Raw genomic sequence first — 24,912 nt, 5'->3', positions numbered from 1 at the left:
AAACCTTGAAAGCTTGAAGCCTAAACTATCTCATGCCCGGGCACCCCAGGAGACATCCCATGCGGATCGCGGTCATCGGCGGCGGCCCCGCCGGGCTCTACTTCGCCATCCTGATGAAGCGCGACCGGCCGGAGGCGCGGATCACCGTGGTGGAGCGCAACCGGGCGGACGACACCTTCGGGTTCGGCGTGGTGTTCAGCGACCAGACGCTGGAAACCTTCGAGCGGGCGGACCGGGAGTCCTACGAGGCGATCACCGAGGCCTTCGCCTACTGGGACGACATCGAGATCGTGGCCAAGCGCGGCAACGGGGTGGCGACCCACCGGATCGGCGGAAACGGCTTCTGCGGCTGTTCCCGCCGCACCTTGCTGATGCTGCTGCAGGAGCGTGCGCGCGAGCTTGGGGTCGAGCTGGAGTTCGGGCGGGAGGCGATGCCGGAGGACTTCCCGGATGCCGACCTCGTGGTGGCGGCCGATGGCATCAACAGCCCCGTGCGGCAGCGCGACCTGGAGCACTTCGCGCCGACCGTGGACCTGCGGCCCAACCGCTTCGCCTGGATGGGCAGCACCCGGCCCTTCGACGCCTTCACCTTCTTCTTCAAGGAGCGGCCCGAGGGCATCTTCATCGCGCACTGCTACCAGTACGAGGCGAATGCCAGCACCTGGGTGCTGGAGACCGATCCCGGGACCTTCGAGCGCGCCGGGCTCGGCGCGATGGACGAGGCCGCGAGCGCGGCTTTCATGGAGGAGGTGTTCGCGGAGGAGCTGGAGGGCCACCGCCTCATCACGAACCGCAGCATGTGGCGGCGCTTTCCGATGATGCGCTGCGCGCGGTGGTCGAAGGGCAACGTGGTGCTGCTGGGGGATGCGAAGGCGACGGCGCATTACTCCATCGGGTCCGGCACCAAGCTGGCGATGGAGGATGCCATCCACCTGCACGCCGCCTTCATGCGCGGCGGCACGGTGGAGGAGGCGCTGGCCCGCTTCGAGGGCGGGCGGCGCGAGGAGGTGGAGAAGATCCAGCACGCGGCGGACGTGTCGCTCGTGTGGTTCGAGCACGTCGCGCGGTTCTGGGACATGCCGGCGACGCGCTTCGCCTTCGGGGTGATGACGCGCTCCAAGGCGATCACCTGGGAGAACCTTTCGCTGCGCGCGCCGGAGTTCGTGGAGGGATCGCGCGCGCTGTTCGAGGAGGAGGTGCGCGCGCAGGGCCTGCCGGCCGTGAAGGGCGCGCCGCCGATGTTCCAGCCCTTCCGCCTGAGGGGCATGGAACTGGCGAACCGCGTGGTCGTCTCGCCGATGTGCCAGTACTCGGCGACGGACGGGATGCCCGATGACTGGCACCTCATGCACTACGGCGCGCGCGCGACGGGCGGCGCCGGGCTGATCTTCACGGAGATGACCTGCGTCTCGCCGGAGGCGCGGATCACGCCGGGTTGCACGGGGCTGTGGAACGACGCGCAGGAGGCCGGGTGGAAGCGCATCGTCGATTTCGTGCACGCGCATGGCGGCAGCCGGATCGCGCTGCAGCTCGGCCATGCCGGGCAGAAGGGCGCGACGAAGCTGATGTGGGAGGGGATGGACCAGCCCCTGCCGGAGGGCGGGTGGCCGATCGTCTCGGCAAGCGCGATTCCCTACTTCCCGAACAGCCAGGTGCCGCGCGAGATCACGCGCGCGGAGATGGACCGCGTGCGCGACGACTTCGTGGCGGCTGCCGTCCGCGGCGCGCGGGCGGGCTTCGACATGCTGGAGTTCCACTGCGCCCATGGCTACCTGTTGGCGAGCTTTCTTTCGCCGCTGCTGAACCGCCGCGCCGACGCCTATGGCGGCAGCCTGGAGAACCGGCTGCGCTATCCGCTGGAGGTTTACCGGGCCCTGCGGGCGGCCTGGCCCTCCGACCGGCCGATGAGCGTGCGCGTGTCCGCGACCGACTGGGCCGATGGCGGGGTGACGGACGCCGAGACGCTGGCCATCGCCCGCGCTTTCGCGGAGGAAGGCTGCGACCTGCTCGATGTCTCCACCGGGCAGACGGTGGCCGATAGCGCGCCGCATTACGGGCGCATGTTCCAGGTGCCCTGGTCGGACATGATCCGGAACGAGGCCAAGGTGGCCACGATGTGCGTGGGCAGCATCACCTCGGCGGACCAGGTGAACACCATCCTGGCCGCGGGGCGGGCCGACCTTGTCGCGCTGGCGCGGCCGCACCTCGTGGATCCGGCCTTCACCATGAACGCGGCTGCGCGCTTTGGCGTGCGCACCGCCTGCCCGCCGCAGTACCGCTGGGGGCAGGAGGCCATCCTGCGCAGCGCCGTGCGGGAGGAAGCGGAGATGATGGAACTGCGCCGCAAGGCCCGCCCGAAGCGGCACGCCGTGCAGGAAGAGCGCGGAGCGTAGCGGGCCGAAGCGCCGACCGTTCCGCTGTCCGTCGCAACTGCCTCACGAATCGGCCGTTTTCAGAACAGTCCGAGGTGAGGTTGCAATGACGGCTGAGGCCACTGCCGAAACCGTGATTCCTCTCGTCGAGGAAACGCTCCAGGTGAGCAAGCGCCTGGTGGAGACCGGGCGTGTCCGCATTTCCCTGACCACCGAAGTGGTCGAGGAGGTGCTCCGCGAGACGCTTCGCAGCCGCTACGCCGAGGTCGAGCGCCGCCCGGTCGGGCGGGTGGTGACCGAGGCGCCCGCCGTTCGGCAGGAAGGGAACGTGATCATCGTTCCTGTCGTCGAGGAGGTTCTCGTCGTTGAGAAGCGCTTGATGCTCCGGGAGGAGGTTCACCTCCGCCTGGTGGATGGCGAGGAGGCCGTGGAGCACACCGCTTCCCGCCGCGTTCAGCACGCCGCCGTCGAGCGCGTGCCCACCCCTCCGGAGGAACGGCTCCCCTAGGGGCTGCCTCCGCCACGATTTCGCGTCCTGACCCATGCGGCCGCCACCGGCGGTGCCAATGAAGGAATGCCCATATGACACGTACGATCACCGGCCTTTTCGACGACCGCGCCGAAGCGGAAGCCGTCGCTTCCCATCTGCGCTCGCATGACGGGATCGATGCCAGCCGCATTGCGATCCATGGCAACACCGGCGAGATGGGGAGCGCCGCGGGTGGCTCCATGACTGGCTCCGGGAGCAACGACCATGGTCTCTGGGCCTCGCTGAAGGACCTTTTCATCGCCGACGAGGACCGCCAGGCCTATGCCGAGGGCATTCGCCGCGGTGGCTACGTGGTCTCCGCAGAGGTTGACGACACCATTGTGGACCACGCACTCGACGTGTTCGAATCCCATGGCGCCGTCGATCTCGACACGCGCGAGGCCGAGTGGCGCGCGGGTGGCTGGACGGGTCGCATGGATGATGCCGAAGGCACGGGCATGGCCATGAACACGTCCTCGGCCGTAGGGGCCGCGACGATGGGCGGCACCTCCACGCCGGCGATGGGAACTGGGATGGGCGTTGCCAGCCCGACGGCGCCCGGCATGACGGCCGGAATGGGCACCCAGCCCGCAGCGGGCAACCAGGCGGGCAGCCGCATGGCGGGAGCCGCCACCAGCGAGGAGCGCATCCCGGTGGTGCAGGAGGAGCTCCGCATCGGTAAGCGGGAGGTCGACCGCGGCCGGGTGCGGGTGCGCTCCTATATCGTCGAGACGCCGGTCAGCGAATCCGTCACGCTGCATGACGAGCACGTCTCGGTTGAGCGGCGCGCCGTGGACCAGCCGCTGTCTGCTGCCGACGATGCCTTCCGCGAGCGGGTGATCGACGCGGTGGAGCACAGCGAGGAGGCGGTCGTCTCCAAGGAGGCGCGCGTGAAGGAGGAGCTGGTGATCCGCAAGGAGGTCGGCGAGCGCACGCAGAACGTCACCGATACCGTCCGCCACACCGAGGTGGAGGTCGAGGACGACCGCACCGCGGGCAGCAAGGCCAGCACCACGACGGGCACCACGACGGGCACTTCGGCCAAGCCCCGGGTTTGATCCGGCTTTAAAAACGCCGTATCACGAGGGCCGTGGCGCAAGCCGCGGCCCTTTTCTTGTTCAGGGTGCCGGCCCAACCGTGTCCAGCACGGCCCTGGCCGCGGCCTCGCTCGGGCTGCCGCCTCCGGGTGGGGAAAGCAGGGACATGACGCGGGCGAAACCCTCGCGCTGGGCCGCCACGCCCTCACCCGCCAGCAGGCGCCCCAGAACGGCAGCGAGGCGTGGCGGGCGGCAGTCTTCCAGGAGCAGCTCGGGAATCACCTCCTCGTCGGCCAGGATGTTGACGATGCTGGCATACTTCACCTTCGCCATCCGGCGGATCAGCCAGGCGGTGATGGGGTTCAGGCGATAGCCCACCACCATCGGCACGCCGGCCATGGCGACCTCCAGCGATGAGGTGCCGGACTTGATCAGCCCGGCCGAGGCGGCGGCGAAGGCGTCGTGCTTTTCCTCGACGCCGCGCAGCAGGATGGGGGCCGGGCTCCAGCCGGCGGCGGCGGAGCGCACCGCCTCCTCCACCGGGCCTGCGATCGGCACCACCGGGCGAAGGCTGGGCCGGCTGGCCGACAGGAGCCGCAGCGTTTCCCCGAAGATCGGCAGGAGCCGGCTGACCTCCGTGCGGCGGCTGCCTGGCATCACCAGCACCACCTGCTCGTCCGGGCCAATGGCGTGGCGGGCGCGGAAGCGCGCGGCGTCGCCCCGGTCGGCTCCGCTTTCGAGCACGGGATGGCCGACAAAGGTGACGGGAATGCCGGCGTGCTCGAAGAAAGGGGCTTCGAAGGGCAGCAGGGCGAGGATGCGGTCCAGCCGATGCGCCATTTCCTTTACCCGTCCCTGGCGCCAGGCCCAGACCTGGGGGGCGACGTAGTGGATGACGGGGATGCCGAGGGGCTTCACCCGCTTCGCGATCCTCAGCGCGAAGCCGGGGCTGTCGATGGTGATCAGGGCGGCCGGGCGGCGCGCCGTGATCTCGGCCACCGTCTGGTCCATGCGGCGCGTCAGGTTGCGGATGTTGGGCAGCACCTCCAGCAGGCCCATCAGCGCCAGCTCGCGCATCGGGAAAAGGCTCTCCACTCCCTGCTCCGCCATGCGTTCGCCGCCGATGCCGGCGAAGGAGAGGTCGGGGCGTGCCTCTCGCAGGCGGGCGACAAGGCGTGCGCCGAGGACGTCGCCGGAGGATTCCCCCGCGACGACATAAAGAAGTGTCATGCCGCGCGGCGCCGCCGGGCGCTGCCGATCAGGCCATGGATGTCCCGCATGGGCTCATGCATAGGCGGGGATGGCGGCCCTTGGAAGTGGCCGGCGGAGGGGCGCGGGAGAGGCGGGCAAAGGACGGTGTGGAGTGGCTCGGCGTTGTGGCGGGGGGGCCTGACCACCGTCGCCCTCGTGCCCCAGGTGCTGCGGACGCACCGAAGCCGGTCGGCCTGCGACCTGTCCATGCCCATGCTGCTGCTGTTCAGCACGGGCGTCGGGCTGTGGCCGGCCTACCGGCCGCTGATCGGCAGCAACGGCATCATCCTGGCCAATGCCGCCACGATGATGCTCTCGGCCTCTATCCTCGCGATGAAGCTGCGCTTCGGCTGAAACGTCACATCACCGGCGTGTAGCGGGCCATCTCCACGAAGATGTCGCGCACGGCATTGCCGAGGGAGCGGCTCAGCTCGTCGATGTCGGCCACCTGGGCGATCCGCGGCTCGGCGGCCTCCAGCGCGTCGGGCGCCAGGATCAGCGGCAGCAACCCGGCGGAACGGGCCAAGCCGATCAGCAGGCTGTCCCGGTGATCGGGGACGTGGTCGTCGAAGATCACGCCGGCCAGGCGCGCCTTCACCTCGCGCTCCTCCCTGTCGGAGATCATCGGGTAGCGGCGCTCGGGGAAGATCCAGAGGAAGCGGCCTTCCTCCGCGCGAAGGATGCCGTGGGCGACCAGCCGGGCGAAGATGGCGTCGCGGAAGGCGTCGGCCTCGCCCGCCAGGGTTTCGATCCACCAGCGGCTGTCATGGGGCACGTCCGCCGTGGCGCCGGGATCGGCGGCGATGCGGGCGAGAACGGGGTCGAGCAGCGAATCGCCCGTGGGGGTTGCGTCCGTCACGAGGAAGCGCCCCTGCTCGGTGTTGATGCGGTTGCGCAGCGCCAGTTCCGCGAGGATCGCGCCGGCGAGGGCGTAGCCGGAGGCAGGGCCGGCGGTTTCGTTCAGCCGTCCTGTCCGGTCGTCCAGCATCAGGAGGATCAGCTCCTCCGGCATGGTGAGCGGCATGAGGTACCCCGATTTCCGTTTGAACCGGAGCCAGGGAAGCCCCGGTGGCACGATGGCGTCAATCGAGGCCGGCGGCTCAGCCGGCGCCGTAGAGGGTTGCCGGCGCCGCGAGCACGGGTTCCAGCGGCTTAACCGCTTGCCCCTCCAGGCCCCAGGAGAAGCAGGAGCGGCGGCCGGTGTGGCAGGCGACCCCCTCCTGGTGGACCGTGGCGAGCAGCGCGTCGCCGTCGCAGTCCAGCCGCAGGTCGATCAGGTGCTGCACCTGGCCGGAGGTCTCGCCCTTGCGCCAGAGGGCGCGGCGGGAGCGGCTGTAGTAGGTGACGCGGCCGGTTTGCAGGGTTTCAGCCACTGCCTCGGCGTTCATCCAGGCCAGCATCAGCACCTCCCCCGTGCCATGGGCCTGGGCGATGGCGGCGACGAGGCCCTTGCCGTCGGGCTTCAGCGCGGCGGTGAAGGCGGCGCGGGCCTCGGGAGAGGGGGCGTGCCAGGGGGGGATGCCGGCCGGGCGCCCGGGTGGACAGGGCGGGGGATGGTTGGGGGGCTTGGCCATGCCGACTATATAGGTGGCAGAGGCGCCGGTGTCCCCCGCGCGCCGCCACCGAGGACCGGATGCCCCACGGCGACCATCACCCCGCCCCGACCGCTGGCGCACCCGGCCAGGCGGCGGCCCTGCGCGAGGCCGAGGATTCCTGCCTGCGGCGGGGCGCCCAGCTCACGCCGCTGCGGCGCCGCGTGCTGGAGATGGTGCTGGAGGCCGGGCAACCGGTCGGCGCCTATGCCCTGCTGGACCGGCTGCGGGCCGAGCGGCCGGGCGCGGCGCCGCCCACGGTTTACCGCGCCCTGGATTTTCTGATGGCCCAGGGACTGATCCACCGGATCGAGCGGCTGAACGCCTTCCTGCCCTGCATGGAGGCTCCGCACGGGCATGAGCACGACCATCCCCACCAGTTCCTGATCTGCGGAAAGTGCGGGCGCACGGCGGAGCTTTCGGACAACAGCGTGACGCAGGCGGTGACGGCCGCCGCCCGTGCCGCCGGGTTCAGCCCGCTGCGCGCCACGGTGGAGGTAGAGGGCACCTGCGGGGATTGCACGCGGGGCTGAGGGCGGCGCAACCAAGTTCTGCCCGGCCGGTTTCGCGGAACGCCGATCCATGGGCACACTCCGCTGAAGGCACGACGCCGCTGGCCGCATCCCGCGGCCCGTCCCCCGGGGAGACGACGCCATGCACGCCAACCGCCGCACCATCCTTGCCGCCGGGGCCGGTCTCGCGGCCCTTGCCGTTCCGGGCAGGGTCCAGGCCCAGCCGGCGCTGATCCGCAAGCCGATCCCCTCCTCCGGGGAGATGATCCCGGTGGTCGGCCTCGGCTCCGCCAGGCGCTACGAGGACGCCAAGACGGAGGAGGACATCGCGCCGCTGCGCGAGACCTTCCGGCGCTTCCAGCAGCTCGGCGGCACGGTGCTCGACACCTCGCCCACCTACGGGGTGGCGGAGCCGGTGATGGGCGGGCTGATGGCGGACCTGAGCATCCGCCCCTCCATGTTCGTCTGCACCAAGGTGGCCGTGGACAACAAGGAGCAGGGGCGGGCGCAGATCGAGCAGTGCTTCCGCAACCTGCGTACGGACCGGATCGACCTGATCGCCGTGCACAACCTGCGCGACATCGCCGACGAGCTGGCGACGCTGCGCGAGCTGAAGGCGGCGGGGCGCATCCGTTATCTCGGTGCCACCACCTCCTTTGACCGGCAATACGAGGCCTTCGAGGCCATGATGCGCCGGGAAACGCTGGATTCGATCCAGATCGACTATGCGCTGGACAACCGGAACGCGGCCGACCGGATCATCCCGCTGGCGCGGGACCGGGGCATGGCGGTGTTCGTCAACCTGCCCTTCGGGCGGGGCAGCGTGTTCCGGGCCACCCAGGGCAAGCCGCTGCCGGACTGGGCGGCCGAGATCGACTGCACGACCTGGGCCCAGGTCATGCTGAAATACATCGTCTCCCATGAGGCCGTGACCTGCGCGATCCCGGGCATGGCCCAGGCCCGCTACGTGGACGACAACCTCATGGCGGCGCGGGGCCGCATGCCGGACGCGGCGCTGCGCCGGCGGATGGAGCAGTACATCGATGCCCTCTGACGCCTCCTCCGCTGCGGAGGAGGGCGGCTGGATGTTCCGCATCCTGCGCCGGATGATCGATGTTCGCCCGGCGGAGGCGCGGGCGCTGGGCTGGTCCTGGCTCTACGTCTTCGCGCTGTTCCTGGCCTACTACGTGCTGCGGCCGATCCGGGACGAGCTGGGGGTGGCGGGCGGGGTGCGGAACCTGCCCTGGCTGTTCACGGGCACGCTGGTGGCGATGCTGGCGGTGAACCCGCTCTTCGCCTACGCCGTGCGGCGCTTCCCGCGGGAGCGCTTCATCGCGATCGCCTACCGCTTCTTCATGCTGAACCTGGTCCTCTTCATGGTCCTGCTCAGCGTCTCGACGCCCGAGCAGCATGTCTGGATCGGGCGGGCCTTCTTTATCTGGATCTCGGTCTTCAACCTGTTCGTCGTGTCGGTCTTCTGGTCCTTCGTGGTGGACGTGTTCGACGCGGAGCAGGGAAAGAGGCTGTTCGGCTTTCTGGCGGCCGGCGCCACCCTGGGCGGTATCGCGGGGTCGGGCCTGACCTCGGGCTTTGTGGAGCAGGTCGGACAGAACTGGCTGCTGCTGGCCTCGATCGTCCTGCTGGAGGTCGCGGTGCTGGCGTCGCGCAGGCTGTCGCGGATCAGCGATGCCTTTGCGAAACCGGTCCAGGGGGATGATCCGCACCGGGCGGTGGGGGGCGGCATCTTCGCGGGCATGACGCACACCTTCCGCTCCCCCTATCTGCTGGGGATCGCCTTCTTCATCCTGTTCTACTCCGTCACCTCCACCTTCCTTTACTTCCAGCAGGCGACCATCGCGGAGGCGAACTTCCCGAGCCGCGCGGCGCGCACGGCCTTCTTCGCCGACATCGACTTCTGGGTGAACGTGATCACCCTCGTGTTCCAGCTCTTCCTGACGGGCCGGCTGATGGGGTGGCTGGGCGTTGCGCTGACGCTCTGCGCTCTGCCGCTGTTCAGCGTGGCGGGCTTCGCGGCGCTCGCCGCGTCCCCCACCGTCGCCGTGTTCGTGGCGGTGCAGGTGCTGCGGCGGGTCAGCAACTTCGCGCTGGCCCGGCCGACGCGGGAGGTGCTGTTCACCTCCGTGCCGCGGGAGGACCGCTACAAGGCGAAGAACTTCATCGACACCGTGGTTTATCGCGGAGGCGACCAGGTGGGGTCCTGGTCCTATGCGGGGCTTGCGGCGCTGGGGCTGGGGATGACGGGGGTCGCGGTGGTCGCGGTGCCGCTTTCGGTGCTGTGGCTTGCGCTCAGCTACTGGCTAGGCCGGCGGCAGGAGCGTGCGGAAACGGAGATTGCGGAGCCGGCGTCCCCCCCGCAGCCCGCCGGAGCGCCCCGCCCGGCCTGAGCGGGCGGGGGCGCAGGATCAGCCGGGCAGCCGGTCGAGGGCCTGGGCGAGGTCGGCGATCAGGTCTGCGGTTTCCTCCAGCCCGATGTGGATCCGGATGGCCGGTCCGCCGAGGCCCGGGTCCTTCGCGGTGCGGGTGATGGAGGTCGCGGTCGGGAGGGCCAGGCTCTCGTAGCCGCCCCAGGAGGCGCCGATGCCGAAGAGGGCGAGGTTGTCGCAGACCGCCTCCGCGTCGGCCTCGGAGTAGCGGGGCTGGAGGACGACGCCGAAGAGCGAGCAGGGCGCGGCGAAGTCGCGGGCGTAGAGGGCGTGCTGGGGATGGGAAGGAAGCGCTGGGTGCAGCAGGCGCAGCACCTCGGGGCGGCCTTCCAGCCAGCGGGCGACCACCAGGCCGGCCTCGGCCTGCTGGCGCAGCCGCACGGGCAGGGTGCGCAGGCCGCGCAGGCAGAGCCAGCAGTCGTCGGGGCTCGCGAACTGGCCGAGCTGGCTGGCGGCGGTCTTCACCACCGTCCAGTCCTCGGGCGTGTTCACGGCGACGCTGCCGAGAAGGATGTCGGAATGGCCGCCCGCGTACTTGGTCAGCGCCTGGATGGAGACGTCCACCCCGTGCTCGAAAGGCTGGAAGTTGTAGAAGCCCCAGGTGTTGTCCATCAGCACCTTGGCGCCGGCCGCATGGGCGGCGCGGGCGATGGCCGGGATGTCCTGCACCTCGAAGGTGTGGCTGCCCGGGCTTTCCGTATAGACGACCTTGGTGTTCGGGCGGATCAGCGCTCGCATCCCCGCCTCGTCCACGTTGGGGTCGTAATAGGTGGTCTCGATGCCCCAGCCCTTCATCAGCCCGTCCGCGAGGTTGCGGGCGGGGCCGTAGACGCTGTCCGGGATGAGGCAGTGGTCGCCGGCCTTCAGGTAGGCGAGCAGCGGGACCATGACGGCCGCGAGGCCGGTGCCGACGATGAGCGCGCGGGTGCCGCCCTCGATCTCGGCGATCATGTCCTCCAGCATGTGGTGGGTGGGCCCGCCGGCCGTGCCGTAGGTCAGCACCTGTTCGTAGCGCTGCTTGGCGGCGGACTTCCGGCTCTCGCAATCCGGGAAGAGCACGGTGGACCCGCGATGGACGGGCGGGTTGACGAAGCCGTGCGCCTTCGCGCCCGCGCGCCCGTGGTGGGACATGCGGGTGGCGAAGCCGAGCTGCTTGTCGGTGGGATCGGCCATCAGGCGGGGTCCTTGGTGCTCTTGGGGGTTTCGGCGCGCAGCGCCCATTCGGTCCAGGACCCGTCATAGACGGCGCCCTCCGGCAGGCCGGCGCGGACGAGGCCGAGGGCCAGCACGCAGGCGGTGACGCCCGAGCCGCAGGAGAGGATGACCGGGCGCTCGCCGTCGGCGCCGGCCCGCTCGAAGCGGGCGCGGAGCGCGTCGGGCGGCAGCATGGTGCCGTCGGGCGTCAGCAGTTCGGTGAAGGCGATGTTGGCGGCGCCGGGCATGTGGCCGGAGGGCAGGCCAGCGCGGGGTTCGGGCGCGGTGCCGTCGAAGCGGCCAGCCGCGCGGGCATCGAGGATCAGCGCCTCGCCGCCCCCTTGCCGCACGATGCGCTTGATGTCGCCGATTCCGCGCAGGCGGTCGGCGCGGAAGTCGGGGACGAAGGTGGCGGCGGGGGCCGGGCCGGCCTCGCCGTGCTCGACCGGGTGGCCCTCGCGCTTCCACTTGGGCAGGCCGCCATCCAGCACGAAGGCGTTCTCATGGCCCATCAGCCGCATGAGCCACCAGCCGCGGGCGGAGGCGCGCAGCCCGTGCTGGTCGTAGAAGACGACGCGGCTGCCGTTGGAGATGCCGAGCGCGCCCGCGAGCTTGGCGAAGCGCGCGGGGGTGGGGACCATGTGCGGCAGGTCGCTGTCGGGATCGGCGAAGAGGTCGATGTCGAAGAGGCGGGCGCCGGGGATGTGGGCGGCGCGGAAGCCCTCGAACTTGTCGCCGGGCTCGTTGGGCAGGAACAGGGTGCAGTCCAGCACCACGAGGTCGGGGTGGCCGAGTTCGGCGGCCAGCCATTCGGTCGAGACGATGTCGTTCACTTCGCGTCCTCCGCCAGCACGATGTGGATGCGCCGGTTCTGCTTGCCCTTGCTTTCCATCTTCAGCACCTCCACGCGGCCGATCTCGCCGGTGCGGCGCACATGGGTGCCGCCGCAGGGCTGGAGGTCGACCATCGCCTCCTCCGTGCCGATCCGCACCAGCCGGACCTGCCCGGCGCCGCGCGGGGGCTGGACGGAGAGGGTGCGGACGAGGCCGGGATTGGCGTCCAGCTCGGCCTCGGTGATCCACCGCTCGCCGATCGGGTGGTCGCCGGCGATCAGTTCGTTGAGCCGCTCCGTCACCCATTCCTTGGTGGGGGGATCCGGCAGGTCGAAATCGAGGCGGGACTTCTCGGCGCCGATCTGGTTGCCGGTGGCGTAGATGCCGGGCATGGCCGCGCAGAGCAGGTGGAGCGTGGTGTGCATCCGCATGTGCCGGTGGCGGCGGGTCCAGTCGAGCCGGGCCTCCACCTTGGTGCCGGGGGGCGGGACCGGCGCCCCTGGGGCCGGGACGTGCAGGGGGGAGCCGTCCGGGGATTTCACCGTGTCGGCCACGGCCATCTCGCCGCCTTCCCACACCAGGGTGCCGGTGTCCCCGGGTTGGCCGCCGGCGCGGGGATAGAAGACGCTGCGGTCCAGGATCACCCCGGCCTCGGAGGATTCCTGAACCGTGGCCTGGGTGGAGGCGGCGTAAGCGTCGTCGCGGAACAAAGCTTGTGTCTGCATCATCTCGTCCATTCCGCCCTGAGGCGGGCGTGGTTCACCTGCAACCAGAGCAGGGCAAGGGCGGCGGGGGCGTTGCGGATCCGGTTGGTGGCGACCATGGCGAAGGCCTCGGCGGCCTCCACCACGATCACGGCCGTTTCCTCGTTCTCGGAGGCGAGGCCGCCGATCTCGCCAGGGCCGGCCTCCAGCGACACCTGGGCAAGCTGGAAGTGCACGCGCTCGTCGGACGCGCCCTGCATCAGCAGGAAGGCGCCCATCGGCTCAAGGCGGGTGCAGGCGAGGCCGGTTTCCTCAGCCAGCTCGCGCCGGGCGGTTTCGGTGGGGTCCTCGCCGGCCTCCACGAAGCCCGCGGGCAATTCCGTCATGCGCGGCTCCTCCCCGGCGGCCAGGGCGGGCAGGCGGAACTGCTCGATCAGGGCGATGCGGTCGGTCACGGGATCCCAGGGCAGGATCACCGTGCCCTGGCCGCGCCGCATCAGCTCCCAGGTGAGGGGGCCGGAAAGGGTGCCGTCCCGCCGGCGGAAGCGGAAGCGCACGCGCTGCACGGGAAACCGCCCGGCCCAGACCACCTCGTCCGCCTCGGGGAGGAAGAGGGGGTGGGGCGGGATGGGCGGGGCGTTGGCCGGGCGGGCCGCCGGCACCGGGGACGGGACGGGCGCGCCGTCGGGCTGTGTCATGCGGGCTCTGTCATGCAGCTAAAGGCTACAGCGGAACGGCGGTTCATCAAATCCGCCGCCCCGTCACGATCCGCCGCGCGGACCGGACGCTCGGGGGTTGCGGCGCGGGGGCAGGAGGGGAGAATGCGCTTCCCGTCGCACGAAGCACCCCAGGGTTCATGAACAGCCTGCCAGCCCCGCCGCCCGGCCAGCGCGCCGCGCGGGTCCGGGCGATCGTCTGCGTCACCGGTTCGGCCGGGCTTTTCGCCCTGGCCGCGGCCGCGGTGAAGGCCCTGCAAGGGGCGGTGCCGCTGTCCGAGCTGGTGTTCTTCCGCAATCTCCTGCCGCTTCCGGTTCTGCTGGCCATGGCGCAGGCGACGGCCCCGGGCGGCCTGCGCGGGGCGCTGCGGACGCGCCATCCCCGCCGCCACCTGGAGCGCCTGCTGGGCGGGCTGCTCGGGATGTACGGCTCCTTCTTAGGCTATGCCCTGCTGCCGCTGGCGACGGTGACGGCGCTGAACTTCACCATGCCGCTTTTTCTCGTCGCGCTCTCGGTGCTGGTGATGGGGGAGCGCGTGGCCTGGACGCGGGTGGCGGTGGTGCTGGCGGGGTTTGGGGGCGTGCTGCTCATGCTCCAGCCCGGCGGGGGCGGGCCGCTGCACCTGGGGGCGGTGGCGGCGGTGCTGCTCGGCGCCTTCGGCTGGGCCTGCGCGATGGTATCCATCCGCCGCATGGGGCAGGCCGGCGAGTCCGGCATCACCATCGTGCTGTGGTTCGCGATCGGGGCCGCGCTGGTTGCCGGCGCCGCGGCGGTGCCCGGCTGGATCTGGCCCACGCCCTGGCAGTGGGGGATGCTGGCGGTGGTCGGCCTCGTTTCCGTGGTGGCGCAGCTTCTCATGACGGCGGCCTACCGCGCGGCGGACACCACGCTGGTCGCGCCCTTCGAGTATTCCGCCATTCTCTGGACCACGGCGCTGGGCGTCGTGCTCTGGGAGGAGATCCCGGATGGCTGGGACCTGGCGGGGTTCCTGGTGCTGGTGGGGGCGGGGCTCGCGCTCTGGCGGTCGGACGTGGCGGAGGCGCGCTAGGGGCTCAGGCGGCCTCGCGCCGGATCGCCTCGGCCAGGGCCCGCGCCTCGGTGGTGGCCTGGCTGCGCGGGGCCTGCTCCACCACGCCGAGCCCCTCGGCGAAGGCCGCGGCGAAGGCGGTGCGGTTGCCGAAGGAGGAGGGCAGCAGCGGAAGCTTCCGCTCGGCCAGCGTCGCCGCCACCTCCTGCGCGGCGCGGCCCTGGGCGGGCACGCGGTTCAGCATCAGGGCCACGGATTTCTTCTCCGCCGCCGCCACCTCCAGTGTGCCCTCCATGGCCCAGAGATCGGCGACCGAGGGCTGGAGGGGGATGAGCACGAGGTCGGCCGAGCGCATGGCGACGCGGCTGTCCGTGTCCGCGTGGGGCGGCGTGTCCAGCACGATGAAGTCCATGGCGCGGCGCAGCTTGTCCACGGCCTGGGGCACCCGCCAGCCGGAGGGGCTGCCGAAGTTCAGCTCCGCCGCCGCATCGCCGCGCAGGCCATGCCAGCGGGTGAGGGTGCCCTGGGGGTCGGTGTCGAGCAGCGCGGCCTTCAGCCCGGCCGCGGCGAGGGCCACGGCCAGGTTGGCGGCGACGGTGGACTTGCCCGCCCCGCCCTTGCGCTGCGCCACTGCCACAACGAAGGCCATGCCCCGCCTCCTGCCGATTCGCTGTCACAGTAGCGCGGATCGGCGGGGCGGGCTTCGTTCAGTTCAGGAAAGGGTTCGCGCCCCCGCGCGGCGCACGGCGCGGCGGGAAGCTGCGGGCGAGGTAGTCCACGACCAGCGCGCGGTCCGGCCCTTCCAGCGGCGGCATGCCGTGCTTTTCCGTCATCCAGTCCATCAGCTCGTCCCAGGCGGCGGGCTGGAGGCCGCTGCGGCGGATGATCGCGGTGCTGTGGCAGGCGGTGCAGCGGGCGAAGACCTCCTCGCGGCCATGGCCCGGGGGAAGGGCTTCGGCGGTTTCGGGAGGGTTCTGCACGGCGGCCAGCCGGGCTTCCTCCTCCCGCCCGGCGACCGTGGCGCGGGCGGCCTCCTCCCGCCCGGCGGCAGCGCGGGCCTCGGCGGCGGCGGTGGCCAGCGCCATGGGCGTGGGCGGCGGGGCCGCCGGGGCATGCGGCGCCCGGCGGGAGGGAATGTCGGTCGCGAGCACAAGCAGGCCGAGGGCGCAGATCGCCCCCAGCGCCGCCTTTTCGAGCGGAAGGAGGCTCATCCCACCAGGATCGCCGTGCGGGCCATGGCGTTGGCGCCGTAGCCCTGCGGGTTCCAGTTGGCGGCGGCGTGGGGCTGCATCCGCCCCTCGCTGTCCGTGGCGCGGGTCCAGATCTCGAAATAGCCGTCCGAGGGAAGCGCCACCGTGCCCTGCCAGCGCTGCCAGGCATGGCGGTTGGGCGGGGCACCGACCTGCATGGCGGTCCAGCTCGCGCCGAAATCGGTGGACACGTCCACGGCGCGCACGGTCCTGTCCCCCGCCCAGGCCTGGCCGCGCAGCGGGATCTGCCGGGTGCCGGCAGGCATGCGGGTGCCATGGGCGATGCTGGTGAGCAGCCCGCGCACGGGCATGGAGGTCATGTCCTGGAAGTCGGCGCCGTTGGTGGAACTGCCCGGCACGATCGGGCGCACCGGCAGGCGGTAGGAGGTGCCGCCCATGCCCGGGCCGTCATGCGGGGTGGCGCGCAGCATGACGCGGGTGAGCCATTTCTGGGAAAGGCTGCCGGGCCAGCCTGGGGTGACCATGCGCAGGGGGTAGCCATGAAGCTGGGGAATCGGCTGGCCGTTCAGGCGGAAGGCGATGAGGGTGGTGTCCTCCATGGCCTTGGCCACGGGCATGCCGCGGTTGATCGCCTGCCGCGACGTGTCGCCCGACAGGTGCGGGTCGGCGCCGAAATGGGCCGTGAAGCGCGCGCCCTCCCTGGGGCCGGCGGCGCGGATCACGTCCCGCAGGCGCACCCCCGTCCATTCGCCGTGGGAGATGGCGCCGTTGCCCCACTGGTTGCCGCGCGTTTCCGGCACGAAGGCGGAGCGGCCATTGCCGCCGCATTCCATCTGCAGGCGCAGCGTCACGACCTCGAAGCGGCTTTCCATCTCGCCGAGGGTGAGGTCGAGGGGGGTGTCGACCTCACCGTCCAGGCGGAAGCGCCAGGACTTCGGGTCGCCCGCGAAGCGCTCGGGGACCTGGCCGTTGTTGCGGACGAAGAACTTGTCCACGGGGGTGACGTCGTCGTCCAGCATGGCCTCGGGCGTTTCGGCGACGAGCGGGCGCTCGCCCAGCAGCAGGAGGGGCGCCTTGCCGTCCATGCGCAGCAACGGCGCGGCCCCCGCGGGCTGGGCCAGCGCGGCGGGCAGGAGGCCCGCCGGCATCTTCGCGGAGAAGGGGATCGTGGCACCCAGTGCCGCTCCCATGGCCGCGAGGGCGGGGCCCTTCAGGGCGCCGCGCCGGCCGAAGGCCAGGGCGTCGGCCCGCTCCGGGTCCTCGGCATAGAGTTCGTGCAACGCGCGTTCACGTGCCATGACTTCCCTTCCCGATGGCGGTCTCCGCCGCGTTCGTCCTGCCACAGGAGACTGTTTCATGCGCCATCCCGCAAGCAGGGAGAATGATATCCCCCATGGCGGGCCGCGCGCAGCAGGAGCCGTCTGGCCGATCGACCTGCTCACCCCCGCGCAGATGGCGCGGGCCGATGCCGCCTCCGCCGTGCCGGTGGAACAACTGATGGAGGCGGCGGGGCGGGCCGTGGCGCGGGCGGCCGCCGCGCGGTTCCGGCCCTGCCGGGTGCTGGTGCTGGCCGGGCCGGGCAACAACGGCGGGGATGGCTACGTGGCCGCGCGGCGCCTGCACGAGGCGGGTTGGCCCGTGGCGGTGGCCGCCATGGCGCCGCCCGGGCCCGGTGGGCCCGCCGCCGATGCGGCCGGGCGCTGGGCCGGGCCCGTGGTGCCCTTCGCGCCGGAGGAGGCCGCGCGGGCCGGGCTGGTGATCGACGCGCTGCTGGGCGCCGCCCCGGCGCGGCCGCTCGCGCCCGGGGCCGCGGCGGTGCTGCGCGCGGCCGGCGGGCCGGTGCTGGCGGTGGACGTGCCGAGCGGGCTGGATGGGTTGAGCGGCGAAGCGCTGGGGGATGTGGCGGCGGCGGCCGTCACCGTCACCTTTGCCCGCCTCAAGCCAGGCCATCTGCTGCTGCCGGGCCGGGCGCTCTGCGGCGAGCTTGTGCTGGCCGATATCGGGCTGCCGGTGGAGGCGCTCGCCCGGGGGCTGGCGGGGGAAGAGCCGCGGAGCTTCCGCAACGCCCCCGGCCTGTGGCGCCTGCCCGCCCCGGAGGCGGACGCGCACAAGTACCGGCGGGGGCATGTCGTGGTGGCGGGCGGCGCGATGCCCGGGGCGGCGCGGCTGGCGGCCTCGGCCGCGCGGCGGGCGGGGGCGGGGCTGGTGACGCTGGCGGCGACCTCGCCGGAGGCGGCGCGGGTCTTTGCCTCGGGGGAACCGGGCATCATCGTGGCCGACCCTCCGGCGAAGGCGTTGCTGGCCGATGGAAGGCGCAATGCCTGGGTGATCGGCCCCGGCCTGGCACCGGATGGGGAGACCCGCCGCCTTCTGGACGCCGCGATCTGGGCCGGGCGCAGCATCGTGGTGGACGCCGGCGCGCTGGCGGCCTCCGCGGGGCAGCCGGACGCGCTGCGGGGCGCGGCCGTGCTGACGCCCCATGCCGGGGAGTTCACCCGCATCTTCGGGGAGATCGGGCCGGACCGGGTTGCCGCGGCCCGCGCCGCGGCCTGGAGGACGGGGGTGGTGGTCGTGCTCAAGGGGCCGGACACGGTGATCGCGGCACCGGACGGCCGGGCCGCCATCAACCACAATGCGCCGCCCAGCCTGGCCACGGCGGGAACCGGGGATGTGCTGGCGGGCACGCTGGGCGGCCTGTTGGCCCAGGGAATGGCACCCTTCGAGGCAGCCTGCGCCGCCGTCTGGCTCCAGGGCGCCGCGGCGCCCCAGGGCCCGGGCGTGGTGGCGGAGGACGTGTTGGCGGGGCTTCCGGCGGCGCTTCGGGCCGCGATGGGGACCACCGGCGGCGCCTGATCGGGCGGGCCGGTCGGGGTGGCGCTTGGAAAGCCGGCCCGGGTGCGCTAAGGCCGCGCACTTCGGTGCCGCCGCTAGGCGGGCGTGGTGGAATTGGCAGACACGCTGGATTTAGGTTCCAGTGGCGCAAGCCGTGGGGGTTCAAATCCCTCCGCCCGCACCAAGCAGCCTGGCGCCGCCCCAGATTGTGTTTCCCTATGTCCTGGATGTGGAACTGAGCGAATGCAGGTGACGGAGCTTTCGGCCGAGGGGCTGAAGCGGTCCTTCTCGGTGGTTGTGCCGGCGGCCGATATCGAGGCGACCCGCGACAAGCGGCTGGCGGCCCTGGGCCGCGACCTGCGCATGCCCGGCTTCCGCCCGGGCAAGGTGCCGCTCTCGGTGGTCAAGAAGCGCTACGGCACGGCCGTGACCGGCGAGGTGCTGGAGGAGCAGGTGCAGAACGCGACCCGCGAGCTGCTGACCGACCGCGGCCTGCGCCCGGCGCTCCAGCCCAAGGTGGAGCTGGCCGGCGAGTTCGCCGATGGCCAGGACCTGTCCTTCAACATCGAGATGGAGCTTCTGCCGGAGATCCCGATGCCCGACTTCTCGGGCATCGAGGTGGAGCGTCCGCGCGCCGAGCCCTCCGACGAGGAGGTGCAGAAGGCGCTGGACGGGCTGGCCGCGCGCAACGCCAAGCTGGAGGACGTGACCGAGGAGCGCCCGGCGGCCAAGGGCGACACCGTGGTGGCGGACTTCGTGGGGCGTCTGATCGAGGGCGAGGGCGACGAGGCCAAGGCCGGCGAGCCCTTCCCGGGCGGCACGGCCCAGGACATGCCGATCGACGTGGGAGGCGAGGGCTTCATCCCCGGCTTCACCGAGGGGCTGGAGGGCATCACCGTCGGCGAGACCCGCAAGGTGCGCGTGAGCTTCCCCGAGGGCTACGGCTCGGCCGAGCTGGCCGGCAAGCCCGCCGAGTTCGAGATCACCGCCAAGGGCCTGAAGATGCGCGCGGCCGCCCCGGCCGACGACGAGTTCGCCAAGTCGCTTGGCCTGGAAAGCGCCGAGAAGCTGCGGGACGAGCTGCGCTCCTCCATTCAGCGCGAATACGACCAGCTCACCCGTCTGCGCGTGAAGCGCTCCCTGCTCGACCAGCTGGCCGACCGCGCCGACTTCCCGGTGCCGGAGGGCATGGTGGAGGCCGAGTTCGGCCAGATCTGGAGCCGCGTGGAGGAGGACCGCAAGGCGGGCCGCCTGGACGCCGACGACGCCGGCAAGGACGAGGACACGCTGCGCGCCGAGTACCGCAAGATCGCCGAGCGGCGCATCCGGCTGGGCCTGCTGCTGTCGGAGATCGGGCGGACCAACAACATCCAGGTCGGCCAGGACGAGCTGATGCAGGCCATGCGGACCGAGGCCAGCCGCTATCCCGGGCAGGAGAAGCAGGTTTTCGAGTTCTTCCAGAAGAACCCGCAGGCGCTGGAGAACCTCCGTGCCCCGATCTTCGAGGAAAAGGTGGTCGATTTCATGCTGGAGCTGGCCAAGGTGACCGACACCACCGTCTCCCCGGCGGACCTGCAGGCGGCCTGAGGCCGGCCCGCCGAATACCGGCCCCGCCCCCCTTTCGCGGGGGGGCGGGTTGCCCCATCTTGGGGTTTGAAGATTGCCGGCGAATTGGGCCGGGCGGGCGCCGCGGCCGAGCCGGGCGTCCTTCCGGGCGGTGCCATCGGGGACGCGCCTCTCCGCCGGCGGGGAAGGACATACGATGACACGCACAGTATTCGTCGATCGCGATCCGGTGGAGCTGTACAACAACTCCCTGGTGCCCATGGTGGTGGAGCAGACCGCCCGCGGGGAGCGAGCCTTCGACATTTATTCGCGCCTGCTGAAGGAGCGGATCATCTTCCTGACCGGCCAGGTCTTCGACCAGGTTTCGTCGCTGATCTGTGCCCAGTTGCTGTTCCTGGAGAGCGAGAACCCCAACAAGGACATCGCGTTCTACATCAACAGCCCGGGCGGCGTCGTTTCCGCTGGCCTCGCGATGTACGACACCATGCAGTACATCCGCAGCCCGGTTTCGACGGTGTGCCTGGGCATGGCGGCTTCCATGGGCTCCCTGCTGCTCACCGCCGGCGAGAAGGGCAAGCGTTTCGCGCTTCCGAACAGCCGCATCATGGTTCACCAGCCCTCCGGCGGTGCTCAGGGCCAGGCGACGGACATCGAAATTCAGGCGCGCGAGATCCTGGACCTGCGCAAGCGGCTGAACCAGATCTACGTGCACCACACCGGCCAGCCGGTGGAGGAGATCGAGCGCAAGCTCGAGCGCGACACCTACATGTCGGCCGAAGAGGCGCAGGCCTTCGGGCTGATCGACCAGGTGGTGGTCAAGCTGCCAGCCGGGGCCAATGTCGCGACGCCGGCGGTGGAGCCCCCGCGGCCCTGATGGACGCCCTCTGGCCCAATCCTTCCGGGCCGTCCCGGCCCTGTCGGGGCGGGGTCGGGCTCCGGCCTGGCCGCTCCCTCGGCGATCCCGGCAGGAAGGCCTTGGCATCCTTCACGATTTCGTCCCTTGCTTCCCCCTTGGGGGGAGCGGGGTTATTCTGCCTTTCTGACGTTCCTGGCATGCCATCCGGCCGGCGCAGGAGCGAGGAGCGCGCATGAGCAAGTCCGCCGACTCGAAGAATACCCTGTACTGCTCGTTCTGCGGCAAGTCGCAGCACGAGGTGCGCAAGCTCATCGCGGGCCCGACCGTGTTCATCTGCGATGAGTGCGTCGAACTCTGCATGGACATCATCCGCGAGGAGCACAAGACGCACCTCGTGAAGTCCCGCGACGGGGTGCCGACGCCCAAGGAGATCTGCAAGGTCCTCGATGACTATGTCATCGGGCAGGAGCACGCCAAGAAGGTGCTCTCCGTGGCGGTGCACAACCACTACAAGCGGCTGGCGCATGGCGCCAAGACCGGCGAGGTGGAGATCGCCAAGAGCAACATCATGCTGGTCGGGCCCACCGGCTCGGGCAAGACCCTGCTGGCCCAGACGCTCGCCCGCATCCTCGACGTGCCCTTCACCATGGCCGATGCCACCACGCTGACCGAGGCGGGCTACGTCGGCGAGGATGTTGAGAACATCATCCTGAAGCTGCTCCAATCCGCGGACTACAACGTGGAGCGGGCGCAGCGCGGCATCGTCTATATCGACGAGGTCGATAAGATCTCCCGCAAGTCGGACAATCCCTCCATCACCCGGGACGTGTCGGGCGAGGGTGTCCAGCAGGCGCTGCTGAAGATCATGGAGGGCACGGTTGCCTCCGTGCCGCCGCAGGGTGGCCGGAAGCACCCCCAGCAGGAGTTCCTGCAGGTGGACACCTCCAACATCCTCTTCATCGTGGGCGGGGCCTTCGCGGGGCTGGAGAAGATCATCGCGGCCAAGGGCAAGGGTTCGGGAATCGGCTTCGGCGCCGAGGTCCGTGGGCCTGACGAGCGCCGGGCCGGGGCGATCCTGCGCGAGGTCGAGCCCGAGGACCTGCTGAAGTTCGGCCTGATCCCGGAGTTCATCGGCCGCCTGCCGGTGATCGCGACGCTCGAGGACCTGGATGAGAAGGCTCTCATCGAGATCCTGACCAAGCCCAAGAACGCCTTGCTGAAGCAGTACCAGCGGCTGTTCGAGATGGAGGGGACCAAGCTCACCTTCACCGAGGACGCGCTGAAGTCGGTCGCCACGCGGGCCATCCAGCGCAAGACCGGTGCCCGCGGGCTGCGCTCCATCATGGAGGGCATCCTGCTCTCCACCATGTTCGAGCTTCCGGGCCTGGACGAGGTGGAAGAGGTGGTCGTGAACAAGGAGGTGGCCGAAGCGCGGGCCCAGCCCCTGTTCATCTATGGCGAGCGGCCCGCGGAGCAGACCAGCGCCTGACCGGAGTGCCCGGGCCGCGCTGGCCGGCCGTCCCGTTTCGCGGGGCGGTTCCCCTTCCTCGTGGGAAGGGCACTTTTCTTGCAAAGTCCCTTTTGACCGGGGCGCCGTCTCCGCCGTTGTGGGGAAGGCGCCCCGGCACCACATAGGGCATTCCCCCGTGGCGTCGGGGCCGTGCCCGATCGGGGCGGTTCCGCGCCGACTGTCCAAGTGAGGTCCCGATGGCGGATTCTGATGTGGAGCTGATCAAGGGCGAGGCACTGCCCGTCCTTCCCCTCCGCGATATCGTTGTATTTCCCCACATGATCGTTCCCCTCTTCGTGGGGCGCGAGAAGTCTGTCCGTGCCCTGGAATCCGTGATGCGGGAGGACAAGCAGATCCTTCTGCTCGCCCAGCGCAACGCGGCGCAGGATGATCCGCAGGCCGCCGACCTGTTCGAGATCGGTACGGTCTCCACCGTTCTCCAGCTGCTCAAGCTCCCGGATGGCACCGTGAAGGTGCTGGTCGAGGGCGGCCGCCGCGCCAAGGTGGTGGGCTGGAAGGAGACCGGCACTCATTTCGAGGCCTTCGCCGAGACGATCGAGGAAGCCTCGCCCGACCCCCGCGAGGTCGAGGCGCTCAGCCGCTCGGTGGTCAGCCAGTTCGAGGGCTACATCAAGCTCAACAAGAAGATCGCCCCCGAGGTGCTCGTCTCGATCAACCAGATCGAGGAGCCGGCCAAGCTGGCCGATACGGTGGCGGCCCACCTGAACCTCAAGATTTCCGAGAAGCAGGAGCTGCTGGAAACGGTGGGCGTGCCCGCCCGGCTCGAGCGGGTCTTCGCCCACATGGAAAGCGAGATCGGCGTTCTTCAGGTCGAGAAGCGCATCCGGAACCGCGTGAAGCGGCAGATGGAGAAGACCCAGCGCGAGTACTACCTGAACGAGCAGATGAAGGCGATCCAGAAGGAGCTGGGCGAGGGCGAGGAAGGCAAGGACGAAGTCGCGGAGCTGGAGGCCAAGATCAAGGCCACCAAGTTCTCTCCGGAGGCCCGCGAGAAGGCCCTGGGCGAGCTGAAGAAGCTGCGCGGCATGTCGCCCATGTCGGCCGAGGCCACCGTTGTCCGGAACTACCTGGACTGGATGCTGACGATTCCCTGGAAGAAGCGGACCCAGGTTCGCATCGACCTTGAGGCGGCACAGAAGGTGCTGGATGCCGACCACTTTGGCCTGGAAAAGGTCAAGGAGCGGATCATCGAGTACCTAGCGGTGCAGAGCCGTTCCAAGAAGCTTCGTGGTCCCATCCTGTGCCTCGTCGGCCCACCGGGCGTCGGCAAGACCTCGCTCGGCAAGTCCATCGCCAAGGCGGTGAACCGCAACTTCGTCCGCATGTCGCTCGGTGGCGTCCGGGACGAGGCGGAGGTGCGCGGCCACCGGCGGACCTATATCGGCTCCATGCCGGGCAAGGTCATCCAGGGCATGAAGAAGGCGAAGAGCTCCAACCCGCTCTTCCTGCTGGACGAGATCGACAAGCTCGGCGCCGACTGGCGCGGGGATCCCTCCTCGGCCCTGCTGGAGGTCCTGGACCCCGAGCAGAACGGCACCTTCAACGACCACTACCTCGAGGTGGACTACGACCTGTCGGACGTGATGTTCATCACGACCGCCAACTCGCTGAAGATGCCCCAGCCCCTGCTGGACCGCATGGAGATCATCCGCATCCCCGGCTACACCGAGGATGAGAAGATCGGCATCGCGCGCCGCCACCTGATCGCCAAGGTTTCCGAGGCGAACGGGCTGAAGGCCGGCGAGTGGAGCGTGACCGACGAGGCCGTGCGCGACCTGGTGCGCTACTACACGCGTGAGGCCGGCGTGCGGAACCTGGAGCGCGAGATCGGCGGACTGGCCCGCAAGGCCGTGCGCGAGATCGTCTCGGGCAAGGCGACGAAGGTGGAGATCACCGACGAGAACCTGGGCAAGTATGCCGGCGTGCGGAAGTTCCGCTACGGCGAGGCCGAGGCCGAGGACATGGTGGGCGCCGTCACCGGCCTTGCCTGGACCGAGGTGGGTGGCGAGATCCTGACGATCGAGTCGGTGCTGCTGCCCGGCAAGGGTGCCATCAAGCACACCGGCAAGCTCGGCGACGTCATGCAGGAGAGCGTTTCGGCCGCGGTGTCCTATGTCCGCAGCCGGGCCACGACCTTCGGCATCAAGCCGAACATCTTCGAGAAGCGGGACATCCACGTCCACGTGCCCGAGGGTGCGACGCCCAAGGATGGCCCCTCCGCCGGCATCGCGATGGCGACCAGCATCGTGTCGATCCTGACGGGCATTCCCGTCCGCAAGGACGTGGCCATGACCGGCGAGATCACGCTCCGCGGCCGGGTCCTCCCGATCGGCGGGCTGAAGGAAAAGCTGCTGGCGGCGCTCCGCGCCGGCGTCGGCACCGTCTTCATCCCGAAGGAGAACGAGAAGGACCTGGCCGATATTCCGGACAGCGTGGGCAAGGCGCTGAAGATCATCCCCGTCGCCCATGTGGACGAGGTGATCTCCCAGGCCTTGGTGCGCCGGCCGGAGGCGATCGACTGGATCGAGCCGGAGGAGGTCACACCCTCCAAGCCGGCGGCGGGCGACCCGGCAGGCGCGGCTCTGCTGCCGCACTGAGAACCCGGACTATCCGGAGCGGGGAGGGGTGCTGGCTTCGGCCGGCGCCCCTTTCTCGTTCATGGCACCTGAATGCCCCGCAGAGGCGTGGCAGTGTGATGCGCGCC

At 70.6% G+C, this 24,912-nt stretch carries 23 protein-coding genes and 1 tRNA gene; 14 read left to right on the top strand and 10 right to left on the bottom strand.

Going from position 1 to position 24,912, the window contains the following annotated elements; all coding sequences use genetic code 11:
* Positions 1 to 59 precede the first annotated feature (59 nt).
* From ACFFIC_RS24750 to ACFFIC_RS24740, 3 genes are all read left to right on the top strand, one after another.
* Complete coding sequence (locus ACFFIC_RS24750; protein ID WP_377055394.1) at positions 60 to 2,393, top strand: bifunctional salicylyl-CoA 5-hydroxylase/oxidoreductase; 2,334 nt, start codon at positions 60 to 62, stop codon at positions 2,391 to 2,393.
* Positions 2,394 to 2,478: 85 nt separating this feature from the next.
* Positions 2,479 to 2,880, top strand: a complete 402-nt coding sequence (locus tag ACFFIC_RS24745) for a DUF2382 domain-containing protein (RefSeq protein ID WP_377055392.1) — start codon at positions 2,479 to 2,481, stop codon at positions 2,878 to 2,880.
* Between the two features lie 74 nt (positions 2,881 to 2,954).
* The gene (locus ACFFIC_RS24740; protein WP_377055390.1) at positions 2,955 to 3,959 is read left to right on the top strand and encodes a YsnF/AvaK domain-containing protein; all 1,005 of its coding nucleotides are present in this window, start codon (positions 2,955 to 2,957) and stop codon (positions 3,957 to 3,959) included.
* Between the two features lie 60 nt (positions 3,960 to 4,019).
* On the opposite strand, the gene lpxB is transcribed toward ACFFIC_RS24740, so the two are convergent.
* Positions 4,020 to 5,168 (bottom strand): lipid-A-disaccharide synthase, encoded by a 1,149-nt coding sequence (lpxB, locus tag ACFFIC_RS24735; RefSeq protein ID WP_377055388.1) that lies wholly within the window; start codon positions 5,166 to 5,168, stop codon positions 4,020 to 4,022.
* 144 nt (positions 5,169 to 5,312) lie between these two features.
* Here lpxB and ACFFIC_RS24730 point away from each other — a divergent pair, with 144 nt between their 5' ends.
* Complete coding sequence (locus tag ACFFIC_RS24730; protein WP_377055386.1) at positions 5,313 to 5,543, top strand: PQ-loop domain-containing transporter; 231 nt, start codon at positions 5,313 to 5,315, stop codon at positions 5,541 to 5,543.
* 4 nt (positions 5,544 to 5,547) lie between these two features.
* On the opposite strand, the gene ACFFIC_RS24725 is transcribed toward ACFFIC_RS24730, so the two are convergent.
* Together ACFFIC_RS24725 and hisI are read right to left on the bottom strand one after the other, a co-directional pair.
* Positions 5,548 to 6,213, bottom strand: coding sequence for a GOLPH3/VPS74 family protein (locus tag ACFFIC_RS24725; protein ID WP_377055384.1), 666 nt, complete (start codon positions 6,211 to 6,213; stop codon positions 5,548 to 5,550).
* Between the two features lie 76 nt (positions 6,214 to 6,289).
* Positions 6,290 to 6,763 (bottom strand): phosphoribosyl-AMP cyclohydrolase, encoded by a 474-nt coding sequence (gene hisI / locus ACFFIC_RS24720; RefSeq protein WP_377055382.1) that lies wholly within the window; start codon positions 6,761 to 6,763, stop codon positions 6,290 to 6,292.
* A 59-nt stretch (positions 6,764 to 6,822) separates the two neighbouring features.
* Here hisI and ACFFIC_RS24715 point away from each other — a divergent pair, with 59 nt between their 5' ends.
* The 3 genes from ACFFIC_RS24715 (at position 6,823) to ACFFIC_RS24705 (ending at position 9,698) form a co-directional block, all read left to right on the top strand.
* Positions 6,823 to 7,314: a Fur family transcriptional regulator gene (locus ACFFIC_RS24715; RefSeq protein WP_377055380.1), complete on the top strand. Its 492-nt coding sequence runs from the start codon at positions 6,823 to 6,825 to the stop codon at positions 7,312 to 7,314.
* Between the two features lie 121 nt (positions 7,315 to 7,435).
* Complete coding sequence (locus ACFFIC_RS24710) at positions 7,436 to 8,347, top strand: aldo/keto reductase (RefSeq protein WP_377055378.1); 912 nt, start codon at positions 7,436 to 7,438, stop codon at positions 8,345 to 8,347.
* Positions 8,337 to 9,698, top strand: coding sequence for an NTP/NDP exchange transporter (locus ACFFIC_RS24705; protein ID WP_377055376.1), 1,362 nt, complete (start codon positions 8,337 to 8,339; stop codon positions 9,696 to 9,698). Before ACFFIC_RS24710 ends, ACFFIC_RS24705 begins: the two co-directional genes overlap by 11 nt.
* An 18-nt stretch (positions 9,699 to 9,716) precedes the next feature.
* On the opposite strand, the gene metC is transcribed toward ACFFIC_RS24705, so the two are convergent.
* Genes metC through ACFFIC_RS24685 form a run of 4 tightly spaced genes read right to left on the bottom strand, consistent with a single transcriptional unit; the run spans position 9,717 to position 13,166 of the window.
* A complete protein-coding gene (gene metC / locus ACFFIC_RS24700) occupies positions 9,717 to 10,910 on the bottom strand; it encodes a cystathionine beta-lyase (RefSeq protein ID WP_377055374.1) in 1,194 nt (397 codons plus the stop codon).
* Positions 10,910 to 11,764, bottom strand: coding sequence for a sulfurtransferase (locus tag ACFFIC_RS24695; RefSeq protein ID WP_377055372.1), 855 nt, complete (start codon positions 11,762 to 11,764; stop codon positions 10,910 to 10,912). Before ACFFIC_RS24695 ends, metC begins: the two co-directional genes overlap by 1 nt.
* On the bottom strand, positions 11,761 to 12,492 hold the full coding sequence (locus tag ACFFIC_RS24690; RefSeq protein WP_456306967.1) for an alanyl-tRNA editing protein: 732 nt from the start codon (positions 12,490 to 12,492) through the stop codon (positions 11,761 to 11,763). The genes ACFFIC_RS24695 and ACFFIC_RS24690 overlap by 4 nt, the downstream gene beginning before the upstream one ends.
* On the bottom strand, positions 12,489 to 13,166 hold the full coding sequence (locus ACFFIC_RS24685; RefSeq protein ID WP_377055370.1) for an NUDIX domain-containing protein: 678 nt from the start codon (positions 13,164 to 13,166) through the stop codon (positions 12,489 to 12,491). The genes ACFFIC_RS24690 and ACFFIC_RS24685 overlap by 4 nt, the downstream gene beginning before the upstream one ends.
* Positions 13,167 to 13,324: 158 nt before the next feature.
* Between ACFFIC_RS24685 and ACFFIC_RS24680 the strand changes: the two genes are divergently transcribed.
* On the top strand, positions 13,325 to 14,233 hold the full coding sequence (locus tag ACFFIC_RS24680; protein ID WP_377055368.1) for a DMT family transporter: 909 nt from the start codon (positions 13,325 to 13,327) through the stop codon (positions 14,231 to 14,233).
* Between the two features lie 4 nt (positions 14,234 to 14,237).
* Here ACFFIC_RS24680 and parA read toward each other — a convergent pair whose 3' ends face one another.
* The 3 genes from parA to ACFFIC_RS24665 are packed head-to-tail and all read right to left on the bottom strand — an operon-like array spanning position 14,238 to position 16,721.
* Positions 14,238 to 14,861: a ParA family partition ATPase gene (parA, locus tag ACFFIC_RS24675; RefSeq protein ID WP_377055366.1), complete on the bottom strand. Its 624-nt coding sequence runs from the start codon at positions 14,859 to 14,861 to the stop codon at positions 14,238 to 14,240.
* A gap of 58 nt (positions 14,862 to 14,919) precedes the next feature.
* Entirely contained in the window at positions 14,920 to 15,423 is a 504-nt protein-coding gene (locus tag ACFFIC_RS24670; protein WP_377055364.1) for a hypothetical protein, read from the bottom strand.
* Positions 15,420 to 16,721, bottom strand: a complete 1,302-nt coding sequence (locus ACFFIC_RS24665) for a sulfite oxidase (protein ID WP_377055362.1) — start codon at positions 16,719 to 16,721, stop codon at positions 15,420 to 15,422. Before ACFFIC_RS24665 ends, ACFFIC_RS24670 begins: the two co-directional genes overlap by 4 nt.
* Positions 16,722 to 16,875: 154 nt before the next feature.
* On the opposite strand from ACFFIC_RS24665, the gene ACFFIC_RS24660 reads away from it, so the two are divergent.
* The 6 genes from ACFFIC_RS24660 to lon all read left to right on the top strand — a co-directional run bounded on the left by ACFFIC_RS24660 (position 16,876) and on the right by lon (position 24,805).
* Entirely contained in the window at positions 16,876 to 18,276 is a 1,401-nt protein-coding gene (locus ACFFIC_RS24660) for an NAD(P)H-hydrate dehydratase (RefSeq protein ID WP_377055740.1), read from the top strand.
* Between the two features lie 78 nt (positions 18,277 to 18,354).
* A tRNA-Leu gene (locus tag ACFFIC_RS24655) sits at positions 18,355 to 18,439 on the top strand.
* A gap of 59 nt (positions 18,440 to 18,498) precedes the next feature.
* Positions 18,499 to 19,842: a trigger factor gene (tig, locus tag ACFFIC_RS24650; RefSeq protein ID WP_377055360.1), complete on the top strand. Its 1,344-nt coding sequence runs from the start codon at positions 18,499 to 18,501 to the stop codon at positions 19,840 to 19,842.
* 175 nt (positions 19,843 to 20,017) lie between these two features.
* Positions 20,018 to 20,695 carry an ATP-dependent Clp endopeptidase proteolytic subunit ClpP gene (clpP, locus tag ACFFIC_RS24645; protein WP_377055358.1) on the top strand — a complete coding sequence of 226 codons (678 nt, stop codon included), beginning with the start codon at positions 20,018 to 20,020 and terminating at the stop codon, positions 20,693 to 20,695.
* Positions 20,696 to 20,909: 214 nt separating this feature from the next.
* Positions 20,910 to 22,166 (top strand): ATP-dependent Clp protease ATP-binding subunit ClpX, encoded by a 1,257-nt coding sequence (clpX, locus tag ACFFIC_RS24640; RefSeq protein WP_377055356.1) that lies wholly within the window; start codon positions 20,910 to 20,912, stop codon positions 22,164 to 22,166.
* 218 nt (positions 22,167 to 22,384) lie between these two features.
* The gene (gene lon / locus ACFFIC_RS24635; RefSeq protein ID WP_377055354.1) at positions 22,385 to 24,805 is read left to right on the top strand and encodes an endopeptidase La; all 2,421 of its coding nucleotides are present in this window, start codon (positions 22,385 to 22,387) and stop codon (positions 24,803 to 24,805) included.
* The last annotated feature ends 107 nt before the right edge of the window (positions 24,806 to 24,912 follow it).

This window comes from Muricoccus vinaceus (genome assembly GCF_042433125.1).
Taxonomy (GTDB): Bacteria; Pseudomonadota; Alphaproteobacteria; order Acetobacterales; family Acetobacteraceae; genus Roseomonas; species Roseomonas vinacea.
Note: the sequence above shows the minus strand (reverse complement) of the source record. Positions and strands in the feature narration are given on the sequence as shown.

Coding starts and splice junctions, on each gene's coding strand:
- ACFFIC_RS24750 (WP_377055394.1), top strand. CDS start 60: ATGCGGATCGCGGTCATCGGCGGCGGCCCCGCCGGGCTCTACTTCGCC.
- ACFFIC_RS24745 (WP_377055392.1), top strand. CDS start 2,479: ATGACGGCTGAGGCCACTGCCGAAACCGTGATTCCTCTCGTCGAGGAA.
- ACFFIC_RS24740 (WP_377055390.1), top strand. CDS start 2,955: ATGACACGTACGATCACCGGCCTTTTCGACGACCGCGCCGAAGCGGAA.
- lpxB (WP_377055388.1), bottom strand. CDS start 5,168: ATGACACTTCTTTATGTCGTCGCGGGGGAATCCTCCGGCGACGTCCTC.
- ACFFIC_RS24725 (WP_377055384.1), bottom strand. CDS start 6,213: ATGCCGCTCACCATGCCGGAGGAGCTGATCCTCCTGATGCTGGACGAC.
- hisI (WP_377055382.1), bottom strand. CDS start 6,763: ATGGCCAAGCCCCCCAACCATCCCCCGCCCTGTCCACCCGGGCGCCCG.
- ACFFIC_RS24715 (WP_377055380.1), top strand. CDS start 6,823: ATGCCCCACGGCGACCATCACCCCGCCCCGACCGCTGGCGCACCCGGC.
- ACFFIC_RS24710 (WP_377055378.1), top strand. CDS start 7,436: ATGCACGCCAACCGCCGCACCATCCTTGCCGCCGGGGCCGGTCTCGCG.
- ACFFIC_RS24705 (WP_377055376.1), top strand. CDS start 8,337: ATGCCCTCTGACGCCTCCTCCGCTGCGGAGGAGGGCGGCTGGATGTTC.
- metC (WP_377055374.1), bottom strand. CDS start 10,910: ATGGCCGATCCCACCGACAAGCAGCTCGGCTTCGCCACCCGCATGTCC.
- ACFFIC_RS24690 (WP_456306967.1), bottom strand. CDS start 12,492: ATGATGCAGACACAAGCTTTGTTCCGCGACGACGCTTACGCCGCCTCC.
- ACFFIC_RS24685 (WP_377055370.1), bottom strand. CDS start 13,166: ATGACACAGCCCGACGGCGCGCCCGTCCCGTCCCCGGTGCCGGCGGCC.
- ACFFIC_RS24680 (WP_377055368.1), top strand. CDS start 13,325: ATGAACAGCCTGCCAGCCCCGCCGCCCGGCCAGCGCGCCGCGCGGGTC.
- parA (WP_377055366.1), bottom strand. CDS start 14,861: ATGGCCTTCGTTGTGGCAGTGGCGCAGCGCAAGGGCGGGGCGGGCAAG.
- ACFFIC_RS24670 (WP_377055364.1), bottom strand. CDS start 15,423: ATGAGCCTCCTTCCGCTCGAAAAGGCGGCGCTGGGGGCGATCTGCGCC.
- ACFFIC_RS24665 (WP_377055362.1), bottom strand. CDS start 16,721: ATGGCACGTGAACGCGCGTTGCACGAACTCTATGCCGAGGACCCGGAG.
- ACFFIC_RS24660 (WP_377055740.1), top strand. CDS start 16,876: ATGGCGCGGGCCGATGCCGCCTCCGCCGTGCCGGTGGAACAACTGATG.
- tig (WP_377055360.1), top strand. CDS start 18,499: ATGCAGGTGACGGAGCTTTCGGCCGAGGGGCTGAAGCGGTCCTTCTCG.
- clpP (WP_377055358.1), top strand. CDS start 20,018: ATGACACGCACAGTATTCGTCGATCGCGATCCGGTGGAGCTGTACAAC.
- clpX (WP_377055356.1), top strand. CDS start 20,910: ATGAGCAAGTCCGCCGACTCGAAGAATACCCTGTACTGCTCGTTCTGC.
- lon (WP_377055354.1), top strand. CDS start 22,385: ATGGCGGATTCTGATGTGGAGCTGATCAAGGGCGAGGCACTGCCCGTC.